This is a genomic window from Streptomyces sp. NBC_00237 (assembly GCF_026342435.1).
Lineage (GTDB): Bacteria > Actinomycetota > Actinomycetes > Streptomycetales > Streptomycetaceae > Streptomyces.
Map to the genome: position 1 here is coordinate 1039425 of NZ_JAPEMT010000003.1, position 21726 is coordinate 1061150.

Annotated in this window: 18 protein-coding genes and 2 pseudogenes; 11 read left to right on the forward strand and 9 right to left on the reverse strand. The window is 68.1% G+C overall.

Features of this window, described 5'->3' with window-relative positions:
- Positions 1 to 208: 208 nt before the first annotated feature.
- From OG897_RS31320 to OG897_RS31330, 3 genes are all read right to left on the reverse strand, one after another.
- Positions 209 to 970 carry a hypothetical protein gene (locus OG897_RS31320; RefSeq protein ID WP_266662080.1) on the reverse strand — a complete coding sequence of 254 codons (762 nt, stop codon included), beginning with the start codon at positions 968 to 970 and terminating at the stop codon, positions 209 to 211.
- 113 nt (positions 971 to 1083) lie between these two features.
- Positions 1084 to 1737, reverse strand: a complete 654-nt coding sequence (locus OG897_RS31325; protein WP_266662082.1) for an RNA polymerase sigma factor — start codon at positions 1735 to 1737, stop codon at positions 1084 to 1086.
- 362 nt (positions 1738 to 2099) lie between these two features.
- The gene (locus OG897_RS31330; RefSeq protein WP_266662084.1) at positions 2100 to 2303 is read right to left on the reverse strand and encodes a cold shock domain-containing protein; all 204 of its coding nucleotides are present in this window, start codon (positions 2301 to 2303) and stop codon (positions 2100 to 2102) included.
- Between the two features lie 537 nt (positions 2304 to 2840).
- Between OG897_RS31330 and OG897_RS31335 the strand changes: the two genes are divergently transcribed.
- The 3 genes from OG897_RS31335 (at position 2841) to OG897_RS31345 (ending at position 9176) form a co-directional block, all read left to right on the forward strand.
- Positions 2841 to 3824 (forward strand): IS630 family transposase, encoded by a 984-nt coding sequence (locus tag OG897_RS31335; protein ID WP_266662086.1) that lies wholly within the window; start codon positions 2841 to 2843, stop codon positions 3822 to 3824.
- A gap of 898 nt (positions 3825 to 4722) precedes the next feature.
- The gene (locus OG897_RS31340) at positions 4723 to 8115 is read left to right on the forward strand and encodes an RHS repeat-associated core domain-containing protein (RefSeq protein ID WP_266662088.1); all 3393 of its coding nucleotides are present in this window, start codon (positions 4723 to 4725) and stop codon (positions 8113 to 8115) included.
- A gap of 743 nt (positions 8116 to 8858) precedes the next feature.
- Entirely contained in the window at positions 8859 to 9176 is a 318-nt protein-coding gene (locus tag OG897_RS31345; RefSeq protein ID WP_266662090.1) for a hypothetical protein, read from the forward strand.
- A gap of 28 nt (positions 9177 to 9204) precedes the next feature.
- Here OG897_RS31345 and OG897_RS31350 read toward each other — a convergent pair whose 3' ends face one another.
- Together OG897_RS31350 and OG897_RS31355 are read right to left on the reverse strand one after the other, a co-directional pair.
- On the reverse strand, positions 9205 to 10050 hold the full coding sequence (locus OG897_RS31350) for an IS5 family transposase (RefSeq protein WP_266662092.1): 846 nt from the start codon (positions 10048 to 10050) through the stop codon (positions 9205 to 9207).
- 176 nt (positions 10051 to 10226) lie between these two features.
- On the reverse strand, positions 10227 to 10721 hold the full coding sequence (locus OG897_RS31355) for a tyrosine-type recombinase/integrase (protein ID WP_266662094.1): 495 nt from the start codon (positions 10719 to 10721) through the stop codon (positions 10227 to 10229).
- On the opposite strand from OG897_RS31355, the pseudogene OG897_RS31360 reads away from it, so the two are divergent.
- Positions 10675 to 10917 (forward strand): annotated as a pseudogene (locus OG897_RS31360) (IS3 family transposase); the annotation flags it as partial. The gene OG897_RS31355 and the pseudogene OG897_RS31360 overlap by 47 nt on opposite strands.
- Here the strand turns inward: OG897_RS31360 and OG897_RS31365 are convergent.
- Positions 10886 to 11266, reverse strand: a complete 381-nt coding sequence (locus OG897_RS31365; protein WP_266662096.1) for a transposase — start codon at positions 11264 to 11266, stop codon at positions 10886 to 10888. The pseudogene OG897_RS31360 and the gene OG897_RS31365 overlap by 32 nt on opposite strands.
- 310 nt (positions 11267 to 11576) lie before the next feature.
- Between OG897_RS31365 and OG897_RS31370 the strand changes: the two genes are divergently transcribed.
- Both OG897_RS31370 and OG897_RS31375 read left to right on the forward strand, forming a co-directional pair.
- On the forward strand, positions 11577 to 11762 hold the full coding sequence (locus OG897_RS31370; protein WP_266662097.1) for a hypothetical protein: 186 nt from the start codon (positions 11577 to 11579) through the stop codon (positions 11760 to 11762).
- Positions 11763 to 11853: 91 nt separating this feature from the next.
- Positions 11854 to 12972, forward strand: coding sequence for an IS630 family transposase (locus OG897_RS31375; protein WP_266662098.1), 1119 nt, complete (start codon positions 11854 to 11856; stop codon positions 12970 to 12972).
- Between the two features lie 18 nt (positions 12973 to 12990).
- On the opposite strand, the gene OG897_RS31380 is transcribed toward OG897_RS31375, so the two are convergent.
- A complete protein-coding gene (locus OG897_RS31380) occupies positions 12991 to 13398 on the reverse strand; it encodes a VOC family protein (protein WP_266662100.1) in 408 nt (135 codons plus the stop codon).
- A gap of 123 nt (positions 13399 to 13521) precedes the next feature.
- Positions 13522 to 13905, reverse strand: a complete 384-nt coding sequence (locus OG897_RS31385; RefSeq protein ID WP_266662102.1) for a hypothetical protein — start codon at positions 13903 to 13905, stop codon at positions 13522 to 13524.
- 529 nt (positions 13906 to 14434) lie between these two features.
- Here OG897_RS31385 and OG897_RS31390 point away from each other — a divergent pair.
- Positions 14435 to 14968 (forward strand): hypothetical protein, encoded by a 534-nt coding sequence (locus OG897_RS31390; protein ID WP_266662104.1) that lies wholly within the window; start codon positions 14435 to 14437, stop codon positions 14966 to 14968.
- Positions 14969 to 15208: 240 nt separating this feature from the next.
- Here OG897_RS31390 and OG897_RS31395 read toward each other — a convergent pair whose 3' ends face one another.
- A complete protein-coding gene (locus OG897_RS31395) occupies positions 15209 to 16573 on the reverse strand; it encodes a hypothetical protein (protein ID WP_266662106.1) in 1365 nt (454 codons plus the stop codon).
- Between the two features lie 138 nt (positions 16574 to 16711).
- On the opposite strand from OG897_RS31395, the gene OG897_RS31400 reads away from it, so the two are divergent.
- From OG897_RS31400 to OG897_RS31415, 4 genes and pseudogenes are all read left to right on the forward strand, one after another.
- Positions 16712 to 16840 carry a hypothetical protein gene (locus OG897_RS31400; RefSeq protein WP_266662108.1) on the forward strand — a complete coding sequence of 43 codons (129 nt, stop codon included), beginning with the start codon at positions 16712 to 16714 and terminating at the stop codon, positions 16838 to 16840.
- A gap of 103 nt (positions 16841 to 16943) precedes the next feature.
- Entirely contained in the window at positions 16944 to 18524 is a 1581-nt protein-coding gene (locus OG897_RS31405) for a hypothetical protein (protein WP_266662110.1), read from the forward strand.
- Positions 18525 to 18591: 67 nt separating this feature from the next.
- On the forward strand, positions 18592 to 20478 hold the full coding sequence (locus OG897_RS31410; RefSeq protein ID WP_266662112.1) for an ATP-binding cassette domain-containing protein: 1887 nt from the start codon (positions 18592 to 18594) through the stop codon (positions 20476 to 20478).
- A 536-nt stretch (positions 20479 to 21014) separates the two neighbouring features.
- Positions 21015 to 21161, forward strand: a pseudogene (locus OG897_RS31415) (ISAzo13 family transposase); the annotation flags it as partial.
- Between the last annotated feature and the right edge of the window lie 565 nt (positions 21162 to 21726).

The following is a 21726-nucleotide window of genomic DNA, read 5'->3' on the forward strand; positions in this document are numbered from 1 at the left end:
CGGACGGGACGAGAGTGCTTCAGGAACCGTGAAACTGCGTTACCTGAGGGCGGTCCACTCGTAGGAGGAAGAACCACCAGGGCCGCAGGGCCAAGCATTCAGCGGGACTCAGGGGGATTCAAGTGATGCCGCACGTACAGGCTGTTGCATCGGTCCTCCGGCCGAGGGTGCCCCGGCCTGGTGTGATGCGGCCGCCGGTCGCAGCGGTTCAGCTTGCTGAGGATGACGGAGGACTCGGTGGCGTTGCGGTCGGTTCCTTCGGTGAATTTGAGGGTGACGGTGTCGGTGTCGGTGTCGGGAGGATGAGAGAGGACGCGGTGCCGGTGCGGGTGGTTCCGTCGGTGAGGGTGAGGGTGACGGTGTCGATGCGGCTGCTGTCCCTGCCCCCGACTGCGCTGGGCCACCAGGCAGTCCAGCGGCCGTCCTCGACGGTCACCTCGAAGGTGCGGCCCAGGGCCGTCATGGTGACTGCCTTGACGTGAGAACCGGCGAAGCCGGCGGCGTAGCTGAAGACGTCCGGGGCGTCGCCGTGGGAGCCGGAGGTGTCGTAGGAGATCGCTTCGGGCGCGATGGTCTGTGCCGTGCTGACCGATGCCGAGAAGCCGCCGTTCTTTGAGGCGACGTAGCACAGTGTGGTGGTGTCACCGCGGCTGACGATCATGGAGGTGACTTTCCCGCGGAGGTCCGCGTTGGTGACCTTGATGGGGCCGCTGTCACCCGGCATCGTGTTCAGGCACCACTTCAAGGTGGCGGCGCCCGGGCCCGTCGAGGTGTCCACGTGGGTCGGGCTGGTGGTCCAGCTGGCGAGCGTTGAGGAACCGAACGGCCCGCTGGTCGTCCGGTCGTAAAGCGTGACGCCGCCCATGGCCGCGGCTGCGGCGAGGGCGCCGGCGAGCGTGAAGGCCAGTCGCCGTCGCAGCCGCGGTCGGGACGGTTGTCCGGCGGGGGTGGAGAGGTCGATCCGGCGCATCAGGAGCTCCCGGTGGAGGGCGTGACGTCCTGGCGGGAGGTCGCGGCCGGCCGGCCCAGGCAGGTGCCCGAGCGGTTCGGCGCGCCTGACCGGTTGTGGCCGCTGGTCGGCGTTCACAGGTGTGCCTCCTTGGGGGACAGACCCGCGGTCGCGGGCCCACTGTTCATCTGGTCTGCCGTGGGGGCGGGTTCCGTTTTTTTGTGCGGGCTCTCGGAGGTGGCTGCCTCGGTGAGGCGGTGCAGCTTGGCACGGGCGCGGGAGAGCCGGGAGCGGACGGTGCCTACCGGCACGCCGAGTGCCTCGGCGGCCTCCTGGTAGTCCAGGCCCGCCCACACGCACAGGGCCAGCACCTCACGGTCCGGTCTGCGCAACCGTGCCAACGCTTCCTGCAGGGAGGCGATCCGCTCCGCGTCGTCGATCCGACCGGCCGTCTCCTCGGCGAAATCGGGGATGCCTTCGGGCACTGGCGGCAGCTGGGCCAGCACCTGCCGGTGCCGCCAGGCGGCCCGGCGCTGGTTCCTGACCAGGTTGGTCGCGATGCCCAGCAGCCACGGCCGCAGCGACCCGCCCTCCTCGCCGACCCGGCCGTGCTGGCGCCAGGCTTCCAGGAACGTCAACGACATCACGTCCTCCGCCGTTGACCAGTCCCCGGTGAGCCGGTACGCGTGGTTGTACACCGCGCGCGCGTACGCGTCGAAGAGCCGCCCGAACGCGTCCCGGTCACCGGCCCGCACCCGCGTCCGCGTCTCTGGGTCCAAGTAGTCCATGCCCATCTCTCTGGTACGACGCCCCTGGCAGTTCCCGTGACGCGCGTCACATAGGCGGGATGCAGTGCCCAGCCGACCCCTAACATCCGCGCTGCAGCCAGGGGGCACGACGAAACGCCGAGGACCCGACCGGCCGTACGCGATCCTGCGCACCTGTCAGCACCATCTGGGCGCACGAACGCGGCAGGCAGGGTGAGGGTTTGAGGTGTGGTTCGAACTCCGTAGTGACGTAAAGCCGTATGAGTCAGGTAGCCGTAGCCGGTACTCCAGGATGCTTGGTTCCTCCCGCCCGTGTTGGCTCCGCGGCGAGGCCGCCCTCCAGCGGCGGACAACGGGCGTCAGACACCGGGTGCCCCGGGGTGTCAGGGGCGGACCTGGCGGGCTTCCCAGCGGTGGGCGGCGAGTTCGAGGGTGAAGGAGACGGTCTGTCCCTCGGAGAGGACCTGGCGATCCGTCTCGATGTCCGCCCCATGGACGAAGATCTGGTCTCGTTGGCCGAAGGGGACGATGAAGCCGTACCCCTTCGAGCGGTTGAAATAGGCGACGAGTCCCTCGCATCTTGCCATGGAGATCTTCCCTTTCCGGGGCTGCTCAGTGGTCTTACATAGCCACCGTGAGTGCCGCATACCGGATGGGTGGGGCGCGGTGCGTTCCGGCCACAGGGCGGGAAGATCCGCGCAGCAACAGGACGTAAGACCTATTTCGTTGCTTGTGCGCATAACCCCGGAATGCAATGTCATGCGCTCCTTGCGTGCCGGCTGGGAGCGCTGAGGGCGCAGTGTTACGGCGCGCATGGGGCGCACACGTGCCGTGTGGCCGTCCGGCGCGTACGCCACCAGCCCCCGGATTCGCAGTGCGTGTCGTTGGCGGACCCAATCGGATCGGGCCTGGCGGCGAGCACGGAACAAGCAGGTCCGCGCCCGCACCGCTGGTCCGAGCATCCCTGGAATGTCCGTCCGGTCAAGCGCGTGTTCATCCCAGAGGCAAAGCCGCCACGGCCTTATTGAACCGAAACGGTTTGGTTGCCTGGCCCGTTGAGGGTGTGTGATCGAGCTTGGGGGTGCGCGGGGTCTGGGGCCCGCCGCGCAGGAGGTGGTGCGGCTGTGGGTGTGGCCGCGCTGGAGTCGGGGCAGGTACAGACGTACCGGCAGGCGGCGGAGGTGTTCGGGGTGTCGGTACGGTCGGTGGGCACCTGGTGGCGCAAGTACCAGGCCGCGGGCAGGGAGGCGCTCGCGGCACCGGTCAAGTCCCGCACCGGGCCCGGCGAGCTGATCGGGGCCCAGGACCGGGCGGTGCTCTTCCAGGCGATGGCCGACTACACGCCCGAACAGCTGCTGATCGGCGGCCCGTTGTGGACCCGGGCCCTGGTCGCCGAGCTGATCCGGATGGTCACCGGGTCCACCATGACCGAACAGGGCGTGGGCACATGGCTGCGCCGGCACGGCTTCACACCCCAGCGCCCGGCCCGCCGCTCCTGCCGCCAGCAGCAGGAGAAGGTGAGCGCCTGGCTCGACGAGGAATACCCCCCCGTCGCCGCACGCGCGAACGCCGAGCACGCTGTCGTGGCCTGGGCGGACCAGTGCCAACTGCGCTCGGACACCGCCCCGCCGGGACGCTCGTGGGCCCCCGCCGGACAGACCCCGACCGTGAAGGTCAACGGGCGCCGGTTCCGGGTGAACATCATGTCCGCGATCGCCTCCCGCGGCTCTCTCTGGTTCACCGTCTTCACGGGGAAGTTCACCGCGAAGGTGTTCACCGCCTTCCTCGACCGGCTCGCCCGCCAGGCCGGACGAAAAGTCCACGTCATCGCCGACCGGCACCCCGTCCACCGCAGCAAAGCCGTCCGCGCCTGGCTCCAGGAGAACGCCGACCGCATCGAGCTGCACCTGATGCCCGGCTACAGCCCCGAGCTCAACCCCGACGAAATCCTCAACGCCGACCTCAGACACCACGTCCACGCCGCACGCGCCACCTCAGCCGACCACCTCGCCCGCGAAACCCGCCGCTTCCTCCACCGCCGCCAGCGCCAACCTCACCGCATCCAGGGCTACTTCCACGCACGACACGTCCGCTACACCCTCGAATAGGCAACCAAACCATTTCGGTTCAATACCTACGACCGTAGGAAGAAGGGTTCTCATCCGCCAGAGCCCGGGCCGTGCCGCCCGAGGTCCTCGGTATGTTCCGTCAAAGCGAACAGGCCCGGACTGTCCTCGGTGAGCCAGCCCCGCCGAGCCAGACGCTTCAGTTTCGCCCGCACCGACTCCACCTTCGAGGCGCCCTCGCCCCACCCGATCGCCACCGACACAGCTTTCGACCGCATCGGCCTCCCCGCAGCCCGCAGCACACCCATTTCGCTCCCGTCCCGGTGGTGGGCAGCACGGCGATCCTCGGGAAGCCGTCGCTGTACCGCGCGCACTGTGACATCCGCGTTCGCCTGTTGGTTGGCGTGAGGTTGCTCTGCTGGCTGCGTCGGGCTTTCCCGGCGCCTCGCCGTGGTCCTCGACGGCGGGTTTGTGAAGGAAGAGCGACGCGCAGCCCAACCGGGCGTACATGCCTCTCTGCAAATTGACTTCCCGGCCAGGTTGCTTAGCTATAGCGGTGACTCACTGCGGGGCAGCTGCTCCAGGACGCGCTGAAGAGCTCTTATAAGGCGTTCGGGTGTCCTTGCAGGCCCACGTCAACGCCTCCGCCCCCTAGGTAGCCCGGACATATGACTGGGTTCTCTGGAGCAAAGAGTCACGTGCAGCTGGGAAAAGGTCCAGGCCAGAATTTCTGGCGGAATCTGCGCTTCCCCCGACTGAATCTTCACTCTCTTCAGGAGATGTCCCACCATTTCGCCCCCAACCGGAGGGGCCTATTTCTGCTCGCATGCGTTCGGCTCTTCGGGGTACGGCAAGTCTCCCTGTGTGCGAACTGTGTGACGGTGTGCGCCTCCGGTGACCAACGGGGTCTCCGGTATCTGACTTTCCGTGGGGGAAGTTGATGCAGAAGCACACCCATGCCCGTACGCAGATACGGGCGAGACGCACGTTGACGGTGGCACTGGCGGTACTCGCCCTGGGCGTCGGCGCACTGCCGACCGCGCTGGCCGCCGACCCGGTGAAGCCGCCGCTGGTCCCCGCCAGCTCCGTCTGGGGCAAGAAGGACGCACCCCGCCTCCCGGTCCCGCCGGTCAAGGTCGGCACGAACAAGGCCCCGGCGCCGGCCGCTGAGGCGGCCCCGTCGAAGGACCGCGCCGCGTGGCGGGCGGCGCAGAAGCAGCGTTCCCGCTCCTCGCAGAAGGCTCGCCTCGCCGCCCCGGCCGCACCCCTGCTGGCCGACATCCCGAAGGGCCAGGGCGCGGTCCCCTGGCACCGGATCTCGGACTTCCGGATCACCGACGCCCTGGTCGCCAGGGTCAATTACTCCACTGGCAACCTGATGCTGGCCGCCACCGACTTCGACGTCCCGGGGGTTGGCCAGAGCCTCCAGCTGACCCGGACGTACAACTCGATGGATGCCCCGTGGGGCAAGGTCTCGCAGCGGTGGTGGCAGGGCTGGGAGCGGTACGCGCAGGTCAGTGACACGGAGTTCGCCTGGTTCGACGCGACTGGGGCCTCGGTCCGTTTCGTGAAGCAGGCCGACGGGACGTACTCGACCCCGGCCGGGTATTCGAAGGACCTGAAGGCGAACGCGGACGGGACGTTCACCCTGACCGACCGCAAGTCGGGTTCGAAGGACACGTACAACGCGGGCGGCACCCTGACGAAGGTCACTGACCGCAACAACGGCACCATCACGGTGACCCAGCACGACGAGGGCGCGGAGCACAAGGGCTTCAAGCTGACCGAGACCCGCTCGGGCCGGTGGGTGGACCTGGTGAAGACGGACGCCTCGCAGTGGCAGGCCAAGGACCACGCCGGCCGCACCGCCGTCTTCGACCTCAACCCGGCCGGTGACCTGGCGAAGACCACCGACACCTCGGGCAAGTCGACGGTCTTCGAGTACGACACCTCGCGCCGCCTGACCCGGATCACGACCCCGGACGGCCGGGTGACGAACTTCGGCTACGACGCGCAGAACCGCGTGACCTCGATGCAGCGGGCGACGGCTTTCAACGGCAACGCGCACACGGGCCCGACGTACTCGTACACCTACGAGGCGGGGAAGACGAAGGTCTCCGACCCCGAACAGCACACCACCACCTACGAGTTGAACACCGACGGCGGCGTCACCAGGACCACCGACGCCCTGGGCCACTCCCGCTCCAAGTCGTACGACGCGAACCACAACGTCAAGACGGCCACGGACGCGATGGGCACCGGTTCGACGCCGGGCAACGAGACCGCGTACGGGTGGGACGCCCGTAACAATCCCACCTCCGCGAAGCTCCCGACCGGGGCGACCTCGGCGGTCGGCGCGTACGCGACCAGGGCGGGCCGGGACGTGCCCGGCACGATGGAGTCCGCCGACGGCGAGAAGACCTCCTTCACCTACGACGCGGCGGGCAACACCGAATCGGTCGCCGTCTCCGGCACCGGCGGCGGCACGGAGAAGTACACCTACAACAAGGCAACCCCGACCTGCGGTGGTTTTGAGGGCCAGCGGTGCACGGTCACCGACGCCCGCGGCAAGGTGACGAAGTTCCAGTACGACGCCAGGGGCAACCTCGTCGAGGTCACCCCGCCCGCCCCGCTCGGCAAGACCACCTACACCTACGACGCCCTCGGCCGCGTCGAGACCTCCGTGGACGGCCGCGGCGTCAACTCCGTGTTCACCTACGACAACCGCGACCGCATCACGGAGGTCTCCTCCTCCACCACCACGGTCCGCTACGTCTATGACGGTGACGGCAACCTCTCCCAGCGCACGGACGACGGCGGCCTGATCACGTACGCCTTCGATCCGCTCTCCCGCGAGACCATCCGCACCCTCCAGGACGGCTCCCAGACCGAGCTCACCTACACCCCGGCGGGCAACGTCGACACCTACAAGGACCCGGCGGGCCTCACCGGCTACACCTACGACGCCGCGAACCGCCTCACCGCGCTGAAGGACCCGTCGGGCAAGACCACGACATACGCCTACAACAACAACGACAAGCGCACCAAGACCACCTACCCGGGTGGCACCGTCCAGGAAGTCACCCCGGACAAGTCCGGCCGCCCCACCCTGATCAAGGCGACCTCCCCCAAGGGCACCCTCACCAACACCTCCTACACCTACTCCTATGTCTCCGGGACGGCGACGAAGGACGGTACGAAGATCCGCACCGCCACCGACGGGGTAATGGGCCTGACGAAGACCTACACCTACGACAGCGCGGGCCGCTTCTCCTACGCCGAGGAGAAGAAGGGCACCACCCTCGCCGCGTCCTACCAGTACTGCTACGACGCAGCAGGCAACCTCACCTCCCAGGGCTCGGTAAAGGGCTGCCCGGTCGCGGGCACCGCCTACACCTACAACGACGCCTCCCAGCTCATCTCCCGCGGCGGCTCCACCGCCGGGTGGGGCTACGACAAGGCGGGCAACGAAACCGACGGCGCCAGCGGCGCCGAACGCGCCCGCACCGGCGGCATCTGGTCCGACCACTCCCAGCAGACCTCCGTCACGGTCGCCGGAAAGAAGTACACCGGCCTCTACGGCTCAACTGACCAGTCCGAGCGCCTCTTCTACGGCGACACCACGATGCACAACGGCCCCCTCGGCCTCTCCGCGAAGACCGACCCGACCGGGGACATGGGATTCAACCGGGAGCCCGGGGGCACCCTGAACTCCATGACGACCGCGGGCAAGTCGTACTACTACCTCACCGACGCACTCGGCTCCGTCCTCGCACTGGCCGACGAGACCGGCGCGAAAGTGAACGAGTACCGCTACAGCCCCCGCGGCGTCGACGGCACCTTCACCGAAAAAGTCCCCCAGCCCTACCGGTACGCCGGCGGCTACCAGGACCCGACCGGCCTCTACCACCTCAAGGCCCGGTACTACGACCCGCGCATCGGCCGCTTCACCAGCCCCGACCCCTCCGGCCAGGAAAAGAACCCTTACCTCTACGCCGAAGGCGACCCCGTCAATCGCATCGACCCCAACGGGACGTTGAGCGTAGGGGGAGTTCTTAAGGGCGCCACGAAAGCTGTAGGCCTCTATGACGACGTGAAGTCCGGCGCAGAGGCCGTGGGTGCGCTCGCGAACGGCGAATACGGGAAAGCCGCCGCCATCGGGGCAGGGATGGCAGCTGGTGCACTTACGGAATCCGCTTGCGGAACGGCTGCTGTTGCCGCTGGGGCGCCTACTGGTGGAGTAGGCGGCGCGGTGGTGGGGGCTGCGTGTTTCAAGGTCGGGGATTACGTGGGCGACAAGGTTGAGGAAGAAGGAATGGGCGCCTGGACATAAACGGTAAGGGTCGGGGGAGGGCGATTCCGCCCTCCCCCGACCAGCTAGTCACCCAAATGAAATAACCCTATGCTCGGAGGCTGACATGGAAAACAATACGCTGGCCGCGTTGAGCGGTGCGTCCGGTGCAATTATCGCCACCGTGGTTGTGGTCATCGGTATAGCGGCGGCTTTGTACGTTCGATTGAAGAAATAGCAGTTCTTTGCGTATGAAGGCTGCCGTCGGGGAGGCCGCTCCGGCGGCGGTTCTGTAACGTCACGATCGAAAGGGCATGCCGTGGTGACTGCAAGCGGGATCAATAGTGTGGGGCCCTACGGGACGGCTGTATTCATTGGGTGCGTCATCGTTCTGGTTGTTCTTATCCTGTGGAACAGGTCACGGAAGCGCTGAGCTTTCTACCTTACGGAGATTGGTTGGCTGTGGCAAGGAGCGTCAAATGGCGGAATCCACCGCAGTGGGGATAATAATGGGGGGAGGGTCGATTTTTTACAGTTCCAAATTTGCCAAAAGAGTCACCGAGGGTAGTGCTTTTTTGCCCGCTCTAACGCGCGAGCGGGTAAGTCTACAGCCCGAATTGGGCCTATCATGATCGGGGCTTTTTTGTTGATCATGGGGGTTCTCATGCTATTCGGTCTCATCAAGGCTGGTTAGCAGAAAGTTCGTGAGCCATAACGTTCAACTGATAGCAGCATCGGCAATGGATCGACTGCCTCGACCTGCTCTTTCAGAAAGGGATATTCACATGCCGGGCATCAATTGTCCGTTCTCGAATCCGCAGAGCCCGGCAGAGTACGCCGCCAACCGACAGGCCGCCGACGCCTATGACCACCAGGAGCAGAACCACGGCCGCCCCTCTCCGCGGTACGAACCCGCTCGCGCCGACGTCGCCGGCCGCCCGACCACGGCACAGCAAGTTGCGTACGCCGCCGACCGCCTGCTGTTCAGCGACCCGAGCGGCTCGGAGCGGGCCATAGCCGAACTCCTCAACTACGTGGCCGTAACCTGGGAGCAGCAGGACCTTCCACTGCGCCAGCACGCCCAGGCTGTGACGGTGCTTTAGAGGACGTTCCGGTTAAAAACGGGGCGATTCATGGGTTGTGCCAGGTTATGGGCGTTTCGCCGGTCGCTCGTTTCGCGAGGGTTGAGATCATCGCGATGCGGATTATGCTCTCGGAGTGTGCGGGTTTGGTCTCGTAGTCGCGGGCGAGGCGTCGGTGCATCATGATCCACCCGAAACTCCGCTCGACGAGCCAGCGCCTGGGGATCACGGAGAAGCCTTTGACCTGCTCGTTTCGCGGGACTACGTCGACGTCGATGCCGAGGGCGGCGCCGTGCTCGATGGCCTTGGTCTTGTAGCCGGTGTCGACCCATGCCTTGGTGATCGTGGGGTGCTCGGCGGCGACTTGAGTGAGGAGCTGTTTGCCGGCCTCGTTGTCGGAGACGCTGGCGGCGGTGACCATGACCAGCAGTAATAGGCCGAGGGTGTCGACGACGATGCTGCGCTTGCGGCCCACGATCTTCTTCCCGGCATCCGTGCCCTGGGTGTCGGTGGGCACACTGGTCGCGGTCTTCACGCTCTGGGCGTCGATCACGCAGGCGGTGGGCTCGGCAGTGCGTCCTGCCTGCTCACGGACCATCCGGTGGAGGTGAAGGCCGAGTTTCTCGATGGTGCCGTCCGCGCTCCAGGTGCTGAAGTAGCCGAACACCGTGGTGTGCGGCGGGAAGTCGTGCGGCAGGTAGCGCCAGGGGACGCCGGTCCGGTTGAGGAAGAGGATCGCGTTCATGACTTCCCGCAGGTCAGTGACCTTGCCGCCCAGATTGAGCGAGGTCTTCTGTCGCTCGGCCCGCCAGGCCGTCAACGTCGGCTCCATCAACGCCCAGCGGGCATCGGACAGATCGCTCAAGTACGGCAGGCGTCGCTGCGAAGAGGTCATGGAGATACTCATGCACGAGGCCCCCACCCGGGCATATCGCTCGATCGAGCGAGGCAAAAGCCGCCTTACAGCAGCTTTTCGAACCGGACAGGAGCTATCGGCGTGGATCGGGGCAAAAAGAGAGATCACTCCTGGCGAGGCCGTGAGCGCAAACCGCCTGTTTCGCCTGCATGTAGCTAATTCCGGCACGCGCGAACTGGCATGAAGCGGCGCATATGCGTGGAACGTCCTCTGAGATCGAGATGGCCAAGGAGCTTCGCGGCGATGTGGATCGGCAGGCCGCCGTTGACCGTCTCCGTCGAGAAGATTCTGCGGAAGTCGTGCGACGTGAACCTCAACGGCGACCCGTTGACGTCGACGATGCCGGCCCGCAGCGCATGGCCGGTGAGGAGCTCGCGGATCCGGTTGGGAGAGATGACCTGCAACCGGTGCTGGGAAGGGCACTGGAACAGGTGCGGCAGTGGCGGGCCGAAGACCCGCTCGTAGCCGTCGTACCGGGTCAGCAGAGGCCCCCGCTCCTCGGTGCCCTTGATCCGGCGAATGATCCGGGCAAGGATCGCGACCAGGTCCGGGTCGGCGGGGATGATGCGCTCGCGGTCGGTCTTGGACGGGCTGATCTGCAGCAGCGGCACCGTCTCACCGGTCGGGGCCGCAGGCGACAACACGGCCATGGAGTCCTTCTTCAGCCTGCTGCAGAAGAACGTCCTCGACCGCCGCACCTGGGCCACCCGCCAGGAACTGCGGATCGCGATCGTGACCTGGATCGAGCGGACCTACCACCGACGCCGCCGGCAGGTCTCACTCGGCCGGCTGACCCCCGTCGAATTCGAGACCGTCATGACCCCACCGGCCCTCCGGGCCGCGTGACCACACTTGTCACCTGAAGCTGCAGCAGACCCGTTCTGCTCATCGTCACGTAGTTGGCGCTGCCAAGCGGCTCGGGTGAAGCTCGTCGCAACTGTCGGATCCGGTCTTGCTGTCGTGCCATGGCGCAGTCGACGGCTTCGCCGATGGCGTCGGTGCTGGTCCGGGTGCGCCGGGGGTAGTCCTGGTACTTCACCTGATGCCAGACGAGCTCGATGTCGTTCACCGCCGGGCTGTACGGGGGCAGGAGCAGCTCGACCCCGATCTTCGCGAGTTGCCGGAAGCGGCCCTTGAACGCCTTGGCCACGTGCGCGGAGGCGTTGTCGAGGGCGACGGTTAACGCCCCGGCCATGTGCGCTGCGTGAGGGATGGCCTCCGCGACGCCTTGCCGGTCATCGGCCCGCCTCATACCAGAGCCTGGTAGACCGGCGTCCCGAGACGGAGATCAATTCGGCGATCCTCAGCCCCTATTGGGTGAAACCTCCGCCACTCCACGAGCAGAGTTCGAACGTCTCGTGAGACATGCGGATCGCGAAGAACACCGCCACGTTCACGCTGTGCCCCGCCAGGCCGGGGACGGCCTGCCCCTGCCCTGGACTCCGCAGCACGCCGCCCGCGCCGCCGCGCAGAACGGCGTTACGTCATGAGCACCGTCCCTGGTCATGGCCCGCGAGCCCATCCCCGCTGGCCCCACGGTGCTCCTGGCCGGACCGACCCCCGACAAGGGCGAGCCGGTCCCCTCCTGGCGGCCCACAGCCCTCGATCTCATCACCGCGCAGTGGACCGGCTCCGAGCAGCTGACCTTCCTGACTCCCGAGTCCCGTGGTGGAGTCCGTGCCGAACGCTAGTGCTGTGACCGCATAGGTTCGCCGGGTTGGTGCTCATGGTCCTTGTGCCGGTTGGATGTGACGACACATCCGATCGGTGCGGGGAGGCGGGATGGCACAGCCGGTCCGGGTGCGCAGACTGACCGAGCAGGAGGGGCAGAAGCTGCAGCGGATCGTGCGCCGGGGCAGTACCAGCACGGTGCGCTTCCGGCGCGCGATGATGCTGCTGGCCTCGGCGGGCAGGAACAGCGTCCCGGTAATCGCGAAGCTCGTGCAGGCAGACGAGGACACCGTCCGCGATGTGATCCACAAGTTCAACGAGATCGGGCTGGCCTGCCTGGACCCTCGGTGGGCGGGAGGCCGTCCCCGCCTGCTCAGCGATGACGACGAGGATTTCGTCATCCAGACGGCCACCACCCGCCCGACCAAGCTCGGCAAACCCTTCACCCGCTGGTCGATCCGTAAGCTTGCCGACCACCTGCGGCACAATGTCTCCCGTCCGATACGTATCGGCCGCGAGGCCCTGCGCTGCCTGCTCGCCCGTCGCGGTATCACCTTCCAGCGCACCAAGACCTGGAAGGAGTCCACCGACCCGGACTTCGACGCGAAACTGGAGCGCATCAAGTACGCACTCACCCAGCGACCCGACCGCACCTTCGCCTTCGATGAGTTCGGGCCGCTCGGCATCCGCCCGACTGCCGGGACCTGCTGGGCCAGGCGGGGCAGGACCGACCGGCTCCCGGCCACCTTCCACCGCACCCACGGAGTGCGCTACTTCCACGGCTGCTACTCCGTCGGCGATGACACGCTCTGGGGTGTCAACCACCTCCGCAAAGGCGCCGACCACAGCCTCTCCGCGCTCAAGAGCATCCGGGCCGCCCGCCCGGACGGCGCCCCCATTTACGTCATCCTCGACAACCTCTCCGCCCACAAAGGCAGCAAGATCCGCCGGTGGGCGGCAAGGAACAAGGCCGAGCTCTGCTTCACCCCGACCAACGCCTCCTGGGCCAACCCCATCGAGGCCCACTTCGGGCCGCTGCGGCAGTTCACCCTCACCAGCTCGAACCACCCCAACCACCCCGTCCAGACCCGGGAGTTGCACCAGTACCTGCGCTGGCGCAACCAGAACGCCCGTCACCCCGACGTCCTGGCCGCACAGCGCCGTGAACGGGCCCGCGTCCGCAGCGAGAAGGGCGTCCGCTGGGGCGGACGCCCTCTGCAGGCGGCATAGCCACAGACCCGGGCCCCTCTACCGCCCAGTGCCACTGGGCCGGTTCAACTGGATCAGGTCCCAGCGGTTGCCATACAGGTCCCGGAAGACGGCAACCGTGCCGTACGCCTCCTGCCGGGGCGCTTCTTCGAACACGGCCCCGGCCGCCCGCATCCGCTCGTAGTCGCGCTCAAACGCATCGGTGTTCAAGAACCAGCCGACCCGGCCGCCGGTCTGATCCCCGATACGGGCCTTCTGCCCGCCGGTCACGGCCCTGGCCAGGAGCACAGCCGTCTCCCGCACCCCCGGCGGAGCCACCACGACCCACCGCTTCTCATCGTCGATCCGAGTGTCTTCCAGGAGCTCGAACCCGACGACGTTCCGGTAGAAGGCGATGGCCTCGTCGTAGTCACGCACAACAACGGTCACCAGTCCGAGATGAGTCATCACGCGATCTTGCCAGCAAGCCGTACAGACACACCATCACAACCCGGCGAACCTACGCGGTCACAGCACTAGAGCCGGACTTCGCAGGTCACCGTTTCAGGTCTTGTGACTGGGGCCGACCGGCTACGGGGCTGCCTCGCGGAAGAGGGTCAGGAGGGCGTGCGCCTGCGGGGCACCCGCGTCGAAAAACTGCGTGGCCAGTGCGGGTGGCACGGCGGTTCCATGCATGCGGACTTCATGACATCTGAAGCAGAACGCCGCCTCGAACAGCGCCAGGTCGAGAGTGTCCGCGTACGCCCGGATGCTCCAGCCCGGCGAAAAGCCGCAGCGGTGCTGCTCGCTGCCGGGCAAGCTCTCGATCAGGGCCAGGACGCTGTCTGCCTCGCTCCCGATCCAGTGGGCACCCGCCCTGCCGGGATATGGGGCGCCCCGCATTGTCGGGAGTTCGGAGATCCTTACGACCTCCAGCAAGACGGCGGTGGCTACGGCTTCGGCGGGGAGCTGCATGTGCGTAGTCTGCCCGCGCCCAGTACCCGCGGACGCGGCGTCTCCTCCGCCCTGCTGGGACCCCGTCTGGCAGAGTGTGACCGCGACCGCGACCGCAGCGCAGCTGGAGACCGGCAACGCCTCCAACGTGCCCCTTTACGAACGGTACGGGTTCACACCTGACCACGGTGCTGTCCACCGCGGGCCCGAGCGTGCGGGTCATGGACCGCGCCCCCGCTGGGACCCGCGTGGGGTCGTGATCATCCGGTCATAAGTATGACGTCGTTGACCCAGAGACGGCGGGCCAGGGGCCGGACTCCTCGGTCATCTCTCGACACTGACGGCCACCACGTCGGCGTGTCTTCTTTTCCGGCTGGCTGACAGCACCCCTTAACTTCGCGGCATTGCACGATCAAGGGGAAGGTTCACCATCCGGATGGACAACACGGCGGACTGACGGCAGCTGAGTAGGCGAGCTCACCCAGTACCAAGACCCGGGGAAGCGGCCCTGCTTCCCACTCTCCTGAGCCTCTGAGGGATCCTTGCCCACGTGCTTACAGTGCAGATGAACGATGCGGCAGCGGCCCTCCTCGGCCCGTGGACAGGACTCGCACCCACACAGCCACCACGGGAACTGACAGCTGGCCTCCGTGATCTCGTAGCCAACGGCATCACTCTCCATGGGGACGCGGTGGTGCTGACCAATACCGCCCGTCACCTGCGTGACACCGGACCCGGAGGCTTCATCGACCTCACCGCGTGGGAGTGCAGCGTCAACAGCTTCCACCTTGAGGACTACGTGCCCGTGACCGTCGACGTCCTGGATGATGGCGAGCCTGTCATCGCCGAGGCCGATCAACGGCTCCTACTGGCCCAGGGCCTTACGCTGGCCTTGCACATCTGCCGTCTCGGCCGTTCAGTTGAACCCCCACTCCAGATCCGATGCATCGTCAGCGCGGGTACCACCAATGGGACCTTCCGATTCCACCGCATCCGAGCTGGTCAGCAAGGGCACCATCCGGACCTGGACAGGTACACGCTGGAGAAGATGATCGTCATCGACACGGGCTCTCCGAGTTCCTGACTCGACCCAGCAGAGCCTCCCGATCCTCCAGCCGCATCCGCCCAGCACTACGAACAGTCACCAGCGGGCTTCCTACGGCAGTGAATACGCGACAGTTGATTACGCGAGCCCACCAGTACCGAGGCCGTACGAGAACGAAGTCCCGGAGCTGGAGGAGGTGGGCCGGGGCGGGCCGTCACGGCTTTTGCCTCCCGCCCCGGAGCTCGGTCGGTTGAGGCTACAGCGGGTGCCGTACGGTCCTCACCGGTGGTGGGCGAGGAAGAGGCGCGCGTGTTCGTCGAGTTCGGCCGCTACCCGTACGCCGCGGGACCGGTACGGGCGCAGGTCTGAGCGCAGGGTCCGGACGGCTTTGAGGGTGCGGGTGGACTTCACCCCGGCCATGGTGTCGATCGCCCGGCCCCAGGTGGTGCACGCCTGCTCGATCTGCCCCTGCTTGGCCTCGGCGACCAGGTCGAGCGCGATGATCCGCGCGTATGTCGCCCCCGGGCGGCTCGCGGCGGCGGTCGCGTAACTGCGCGCGGAGTTACCGGGATCACCGAGCGTCTCGAAGACTTTCGCGCTGCGACTGTGAACGGTGGCGGCGGGCGGGCCCCACACCAGCGCCCAGAACGGGACATCGTCGTCGGCGCCTGCCACAAGCGCTGCGTGGGCACGGTCGACGTCAGTGAGGGCCTGGGGAACCTGGCCGGTCTTGGCGAGGGCGTGCGCGTGGGTGATGGCGAACAGCGCCTCGACCTGGGAGCCGACCCGCCCCTTGGCGCGGTCCCAGCCGGTCTCGGCGAGCGCGAGGCAGTGCTCGGGCCGGTGCAGCTTCAGGCCCTGCTGGGACATGGTCCGCATCACGAACCCGTCCTGGCCGGGGATGCCGGAGGCGCGTGCGAGCGCCAGCGACTGGACGTAATACCTCTGCGCCAGCCCCTGTTCACCACTGTCGTACGCCTTCCAGCCCGCCAGGTGAGCGCCGGCCGAGGCGACGGACAGCGCCTCGGCGCGGATCTCTTCACTGGCGAAGCGGCCCCGGCACAAGTCCGCGATGTCGGTGACCAGGTACTGCACGAACGCGGAGCGGCCATGCTGCCCCCCGTGGCGCTCGTCCATGTCCATGAAGAGCTTCACCATGTCGCGCACGGCCGCGACGTCGGCGTGCCCGGCGACGGCGCCGCCGCTGACGGTGCGGGTACGGGCGGCAGCTTCCTGCACGCTCTCCAGCGGCAGCGTCGCGGCAGCCATGGAGTAGGCGGAGGCGGCGAGGAAACGGCGTCGGTTCACGTCTGCGCTCCCGATGGCGGTCAGCGTCTCGATCGGATCGAAATCCAGCGTCAGACCGATGCTTTCATCTTCACCACCCGTCGGGGAACCGAGTCCGAGATCTTCGCGGGTGATCCGGCGGCCCAGGCGCCGGGAGAGCGCCTCGGCCAGGTACCCGGGGGTCTGGCCGGTCGGCGTCGCGCCGAGGGTCCAGTGATGGACAGCCGACTTGTTCGTCCCCAGCCGCTGGCCGCTCTCCGACGCGATGGCCCTCACGGCCCGCGCGACGCCGTCGTACGGCAGCCCGGACTCGTCGATCAGCTTCTTGAGCTGGTAGTTCGCAGTGCGCTGGGTCATAGCCGACCGCCCTCGTATACCGGATATACGGCTTGGCGCGCTCCGTACGGTACCCGTGAACTCCCTTGCCCAGTTCACTGATTGACGAAGCCCAATGACGTTCTGTCAACGGGTTCGCCGAGTGGGAAGGGGTTCGCCATGCAGGACCAGAGCCGCCCGTGGGAGTCCGTGTTCGCCGGACCGGAGATCACCGCCGTGCCCAGTGACACCGCGCGCTTTGACGAGAAGCCGCAGGAGAGCTCGGACCAGGGCCGGTTCGAGGATTGACCGCCTCGCTCCGTCCGCACCACCAGCACCACCGGGGCCCGCGCCCGGCCTGCGCCGCGCGGGCCCCGTCGCATGTCCGCCAGCCGTTGAGGGGAGTTCAGGGATGTTGACGTTGTCGGTCGATCTGCGGGCCGGTACGGGGCCGTGGCAGTGGTGCGAGCAGGGCGAAGGCTGCTGGGTGCACGGTGAGGACCGCATCCGCCCGCTGGCGAATCCGGCCCTGGAGGCGCGGGCGGTCACCGACGGCACGAGGACGTTGATGGTGGTCCGTGAGCGGGCCGCCGGCCGCGCCTCGCTGCTGCGCTCGACGGCGCCGGTGCGGGTCGACGCGGCGCTGTACGCCCGCGCCGTCGAGGAGTGCCGCAACTGGCCGCTCCAGTGCGTACGGATGGAAGCGGGCCCGGACGGGCTGCGGCTGGAGACCGGGCTCGGCGGGGTGTGCCCGCTCTACCTCGCGTACGACGACGGGCGGCTCGTCGGCTCGTGGCAGCTGATGGACCTCAAAGCCCACCAGGCCCCGGACAAGCTGGACGAGAAGGAGGTGATGAGGCTGCTGACCGGGCACCCCCGCTACGGGCACGACACCCTGTTCACCAGCATTAAGCGGCTCGCGGAACGCTCCACCGCGTATGCGGATGCCGAGGGATTGCGCATGGTCTACCCGGCTGCGGCCGAGCACGCCCAGCCCTCCGAACTGTCCGAAGGCACCGACAGCGACGCCCTGGTGGGCGCGTTCGAGGCGCTCGTCGACCACCTCTACACCCGCCGCCCCCTCACCCCCGCCCAGACCGCAGCCCAGCTGTCCGGCGGGAAGGACTCCACCAACCTTGCGATCTCCCTCGCCCTCGCGCACCCGGGACTGATCACGCCGTGCGCGCTGCTAATCGGCGGTGAAGCAGGTCCGCAGCAGATCGCGCGGCGCCGCATGGTCATCGACCACACCGGCTTCGCCCCCGACGTCACGGTGCCCGCCGCCGAGCATCCGCCGCTCGCCCCGGGCGGCCTGCGCCGGGCCCACCCCGAGGCGATCAGCCCGCTGGACGAGCCGCACCTGGAGGCCGCCGACGCGCTCGCCCAGGCGCTGATGGCGCGCGGCATCACCACGGTGGTCGCCGGGTTCGGCGGCGACGAAGTCGCCCGGGTCCGACGGCCCGACGGCGGCCCGGTCCGTACCCCGGAGGCTCCGGCCTGGTGCGGCGAGCAGGTCCGTGATCTGCTCGGCGAGGTGAATACCGGGATCTCCCCGGCCACCGTGGCGCCGGAGACCGCACTGGTCGCCCTGGAGGTCGCCACCCCGCTGCTGTCCCGGCGCGGGCTGTGGACCCTCGCCCCGTTCACCGACCCCGAACTCGTCCGCTTCGGCCAGCGCCTCCCGCTGGAGTGGAAGCGCGACAAGAAGCTGCTGACCGAGCGGTTCGCCGCCCGGGGCCTCCCGGACACCGTGGTGCACCCGGTGATGCGGGAGAACTTCGGCCACCTGATGAACCACGCCGTCGAGCAGTACGCCACCGGGCTGCTGAGAGGCTGGGGCAAGGACCTGCACCTCATCGACCTGGGATACCTGGAGGCGGCCGTGTTCCACGAGACGGTCGAGCGGGCCGCTCTCGGACCGGATGAGGCGGCCCCGTACCGCACGGGCCTGTTCCTCATCACCGCCGTCGAACTGGCCCTGCGGGCCCTGTAGACGGCTTCTCCACCACGCGGGCGACTTCGGCTCAAAAGGCCCCGAGCGTCCCGGCGGACACACCAGGATGGGGCGGGTGACGCAGTCCTCGCCCGCCCCGAAAACCTCCGGCTCCCCGCAGCAGGTCGGCTACCAGAGCGACCCCCACTTCGAGGACATCGCCAACGTCTCCTGGTGGCGGATGGCCGCCCGGCTGCCCCGTACGCTCGCCGCCGCTACCCGCCTCGGCTGGGCCGCCGACAGAGCGGCGATGCTCTGGCTGGGCCTGTGCCAGCTGGTCGTTGCCGCTTCCGCGGCCGTCGCGCTCGGCGCCCTGCCCGGCGCGATGAATCACCTCTTCACCGACGGCGCCGTCGCCGACCGGATCAGCGCCGCCACCCCCGCGCTGATCGTGGTCGCCATCGCCACCGGCGTACGGGCCGGGGCCGACGCGCTCGCCGTGTACGCCGCCGCCCGCCTGTCGCCGGAGGTCGCCACCGAGGCGGACCTCCAGATCATCGCCGCGACCCCCGAGGTCGAGCTGGAGGCGTACGAGCGGCCCGGCTTCACCGACCGCCTCCAGGCCGCGGGCAAGGGCGCCGAGGCGACCGAGAACCTCATCGGCGACGCTCGGGCGCTGGTTTCCGCGCTCGCCCAGCTCGTCGCCGCCGCCTCGGTCCTGACGGTGCTTCACCCCCTGCTGCTGCCCCTGCTGGTGCTGGCCGTGGTGCCCAAGGGCGCCGCCGCCATCAGCACCGCCCGGATTCAGCACCGGGCGGACCACCAGAACATCTCGGACAACCACCTGCGCTACCTGCTGCGGTACTACTCCACCGACCGCCGCACCGCCGCCGAGGTCCGCGCCACCACCATGGCCCCCTTCCTGACCTCCTGGTACCGCCAGATTACCGACCGGATCAAGGCCACCCACCGGGCGGCGGCCCCCCGGGTCCTGCGGGTCACTCTGCTCGGCTCCGCCGTCAGCGGGCTGATGCTCGGAGCGACCTGGGTCGCGCTCGGCTGGTTGGCGGCCACCGGCCGGATGGACCTGGCCATCGCCGCAACCGCCGTCATCGCCGTACGCACCTCCACCGGCGCCCTGACCTCCCTGGTCATGGCCGCAGCCCGGCTGTTCCGCACCTCGCTGTACCTGGACGACTGGCAGGCGTTCCTGCGCCGGGCGAAGGCCCTGCGCGCCATACGCGGCACTACACCGATCCCGGCCGGCGCCCCTGTCGAGATCCGCGCGGAGAACGTCAGCTACACCTATCCCGGCGCAGAGGCCCCGGCGGTCAACAGCGTGAGCCTTACCCTGCGACGCGGTGAACTGATCGCCCTAGTCGGCGAGAACGGCAGCGGCAAGACCACCTTGTCCGCCCTGCTGACCGGGCTGCGGGTCGCTAACGGCGGCACGGTGACCTGGGACGGTACCGATCTCGCCGAGGCGGACCCGCACAGCGTGTGGTCCAAGGTCGGTCTGGTGCCGCAGGACTACACCCGCTGGCCGATGGACCTGCGCGCCAACATCCACCTCGGCCAGCCCCGCACCGAGGACGACGCCCTGCTCCTGGACGCGGCGAAGGCGGCCGGCGCGGACAGCGTCATCAACAAAGTCCCGTACGGGCTCGACACCCTGGTCGCGAGCTCCAACTGGGGCGGCACCGACCTGTCCGGCGGGCAGTGGCAGCGCATCGCGGTCGCAAGAGCGTTCTACAGGGACGCCGCCATGCTGATGCTGGATGAGCCGACGTCCGCGATGGACCCGCGCGCCGAGCACCTGGTGATTCGCCGGTTCAAGGAGCTGGCCGCGGGCAAGGCCGCGGTGTTCGTGACGCACAACCTGGAGAACGCCCGCATCGCAGACCGGATCATCGTTCTCGACCAGGGCCACGTTGCCGAGTCCAACACGTTCGAGGCGCTGCTTGACGCGGGCGGAATCTTCGCTGAGCTGTACAAACTCTCCCAGGACCGGTGAGGAATCCGGCTACGCTGACCGACCGTCGGCCCCGGCGCTGCCCCCTTTGGGTCAGTGCCGGGGCCGACCTGTCTTGCGGGGAGGTCACTCCTCCCCGTCGTCGTCGAGCTCAGGGGGTCCGGGTCGCGCAGCGGGCGCAGACCCTGGCTGCCGCCAGCTCAGCTCGGAGCGCCGACCGACTCGCCTTGTGGACTGCGTGGACCGGGCACGGTGGCCGCAAGGTCCAGGTCGAGACGGCTGTTCATATCCAGTTCGTGCGATGTGCCGGGTTGGTGTCAGTGGTGGTTTGTCAGTGAGGGTGTGTCAGTTCCTGGGTGTTGTCGCTGGTAGGGGTGTTTATACCTGGGCGGATCGCTGACACCCAGTGGTGTCCGCTGCTGATGTGACTGTCATGGACCGATACACCCTGTCCGGTCCCGCTGTCATGAAAACGGTGCTTCTGATCCATCCGGGGTGCGTCGACGCCCACCGTTGTCGGTATCGGTGGATGTGCGGGGGAGGAACGGGTGGGGGGGAGGGGCCCCCTGCCGGTCACCGTCAAGACGCATGACTTCCTCGACCGGGAGGGGCCCGGCAAGGCGATCCCGTACGGGATCTACGACATCGCGGCGAACACCGGCTGGGTCAGCGTCGGCACCGACCACGACACGGCCGCGTTCGCGGTGGAATCCATCCGCCGCTGGCATCCGGCGCAGGCGCCGGGCAGTACTGTCGGCGGTCCGGCCGGTGAGAACCTCGACCGTCATATCGAGGATCTTCCGGCGGTCGACGAGCTCGATCGTCTCCACCGAGGTCAACCAGTCCCGCCCCAAGTGGTAGGGGGCAAGCGGGTGTTCGCCGCGCTCGGCCTCGGGGAAGGTCCACAGCCACAGTTGCTCGACCTCGTAGCGAAACTGCCGCTCGGGATCGGCGTACGCCGCGGGCACGGCCACCGGGGTGTCGGCGTCGCGGACAGCAGCACGCAGTTGCTTGCCCGCCTTCTGCAGCTGCTGGCGCAGATCGGCGATCGTCTCGTCCTTCTCCCGCAGCCGGCGCTTCTTGTCGGCGAGGCGGGTGAACTCGGCCTCGCGCCTCTCGTCCTTCTCGGGGTGCTCGCGTACGACGGGAGGTTCGGGTGCCCTGCGCGGGGCGGGCACCACGACCAACGGCGCCGGGGCGGGGACCGGCAGGCACGCGAGGAAGCGGATCCGGGCGACGATCTGCCCGAGCGCCAGCCGGGGACGGCGCGGATCGACCTTGATGAGCGGA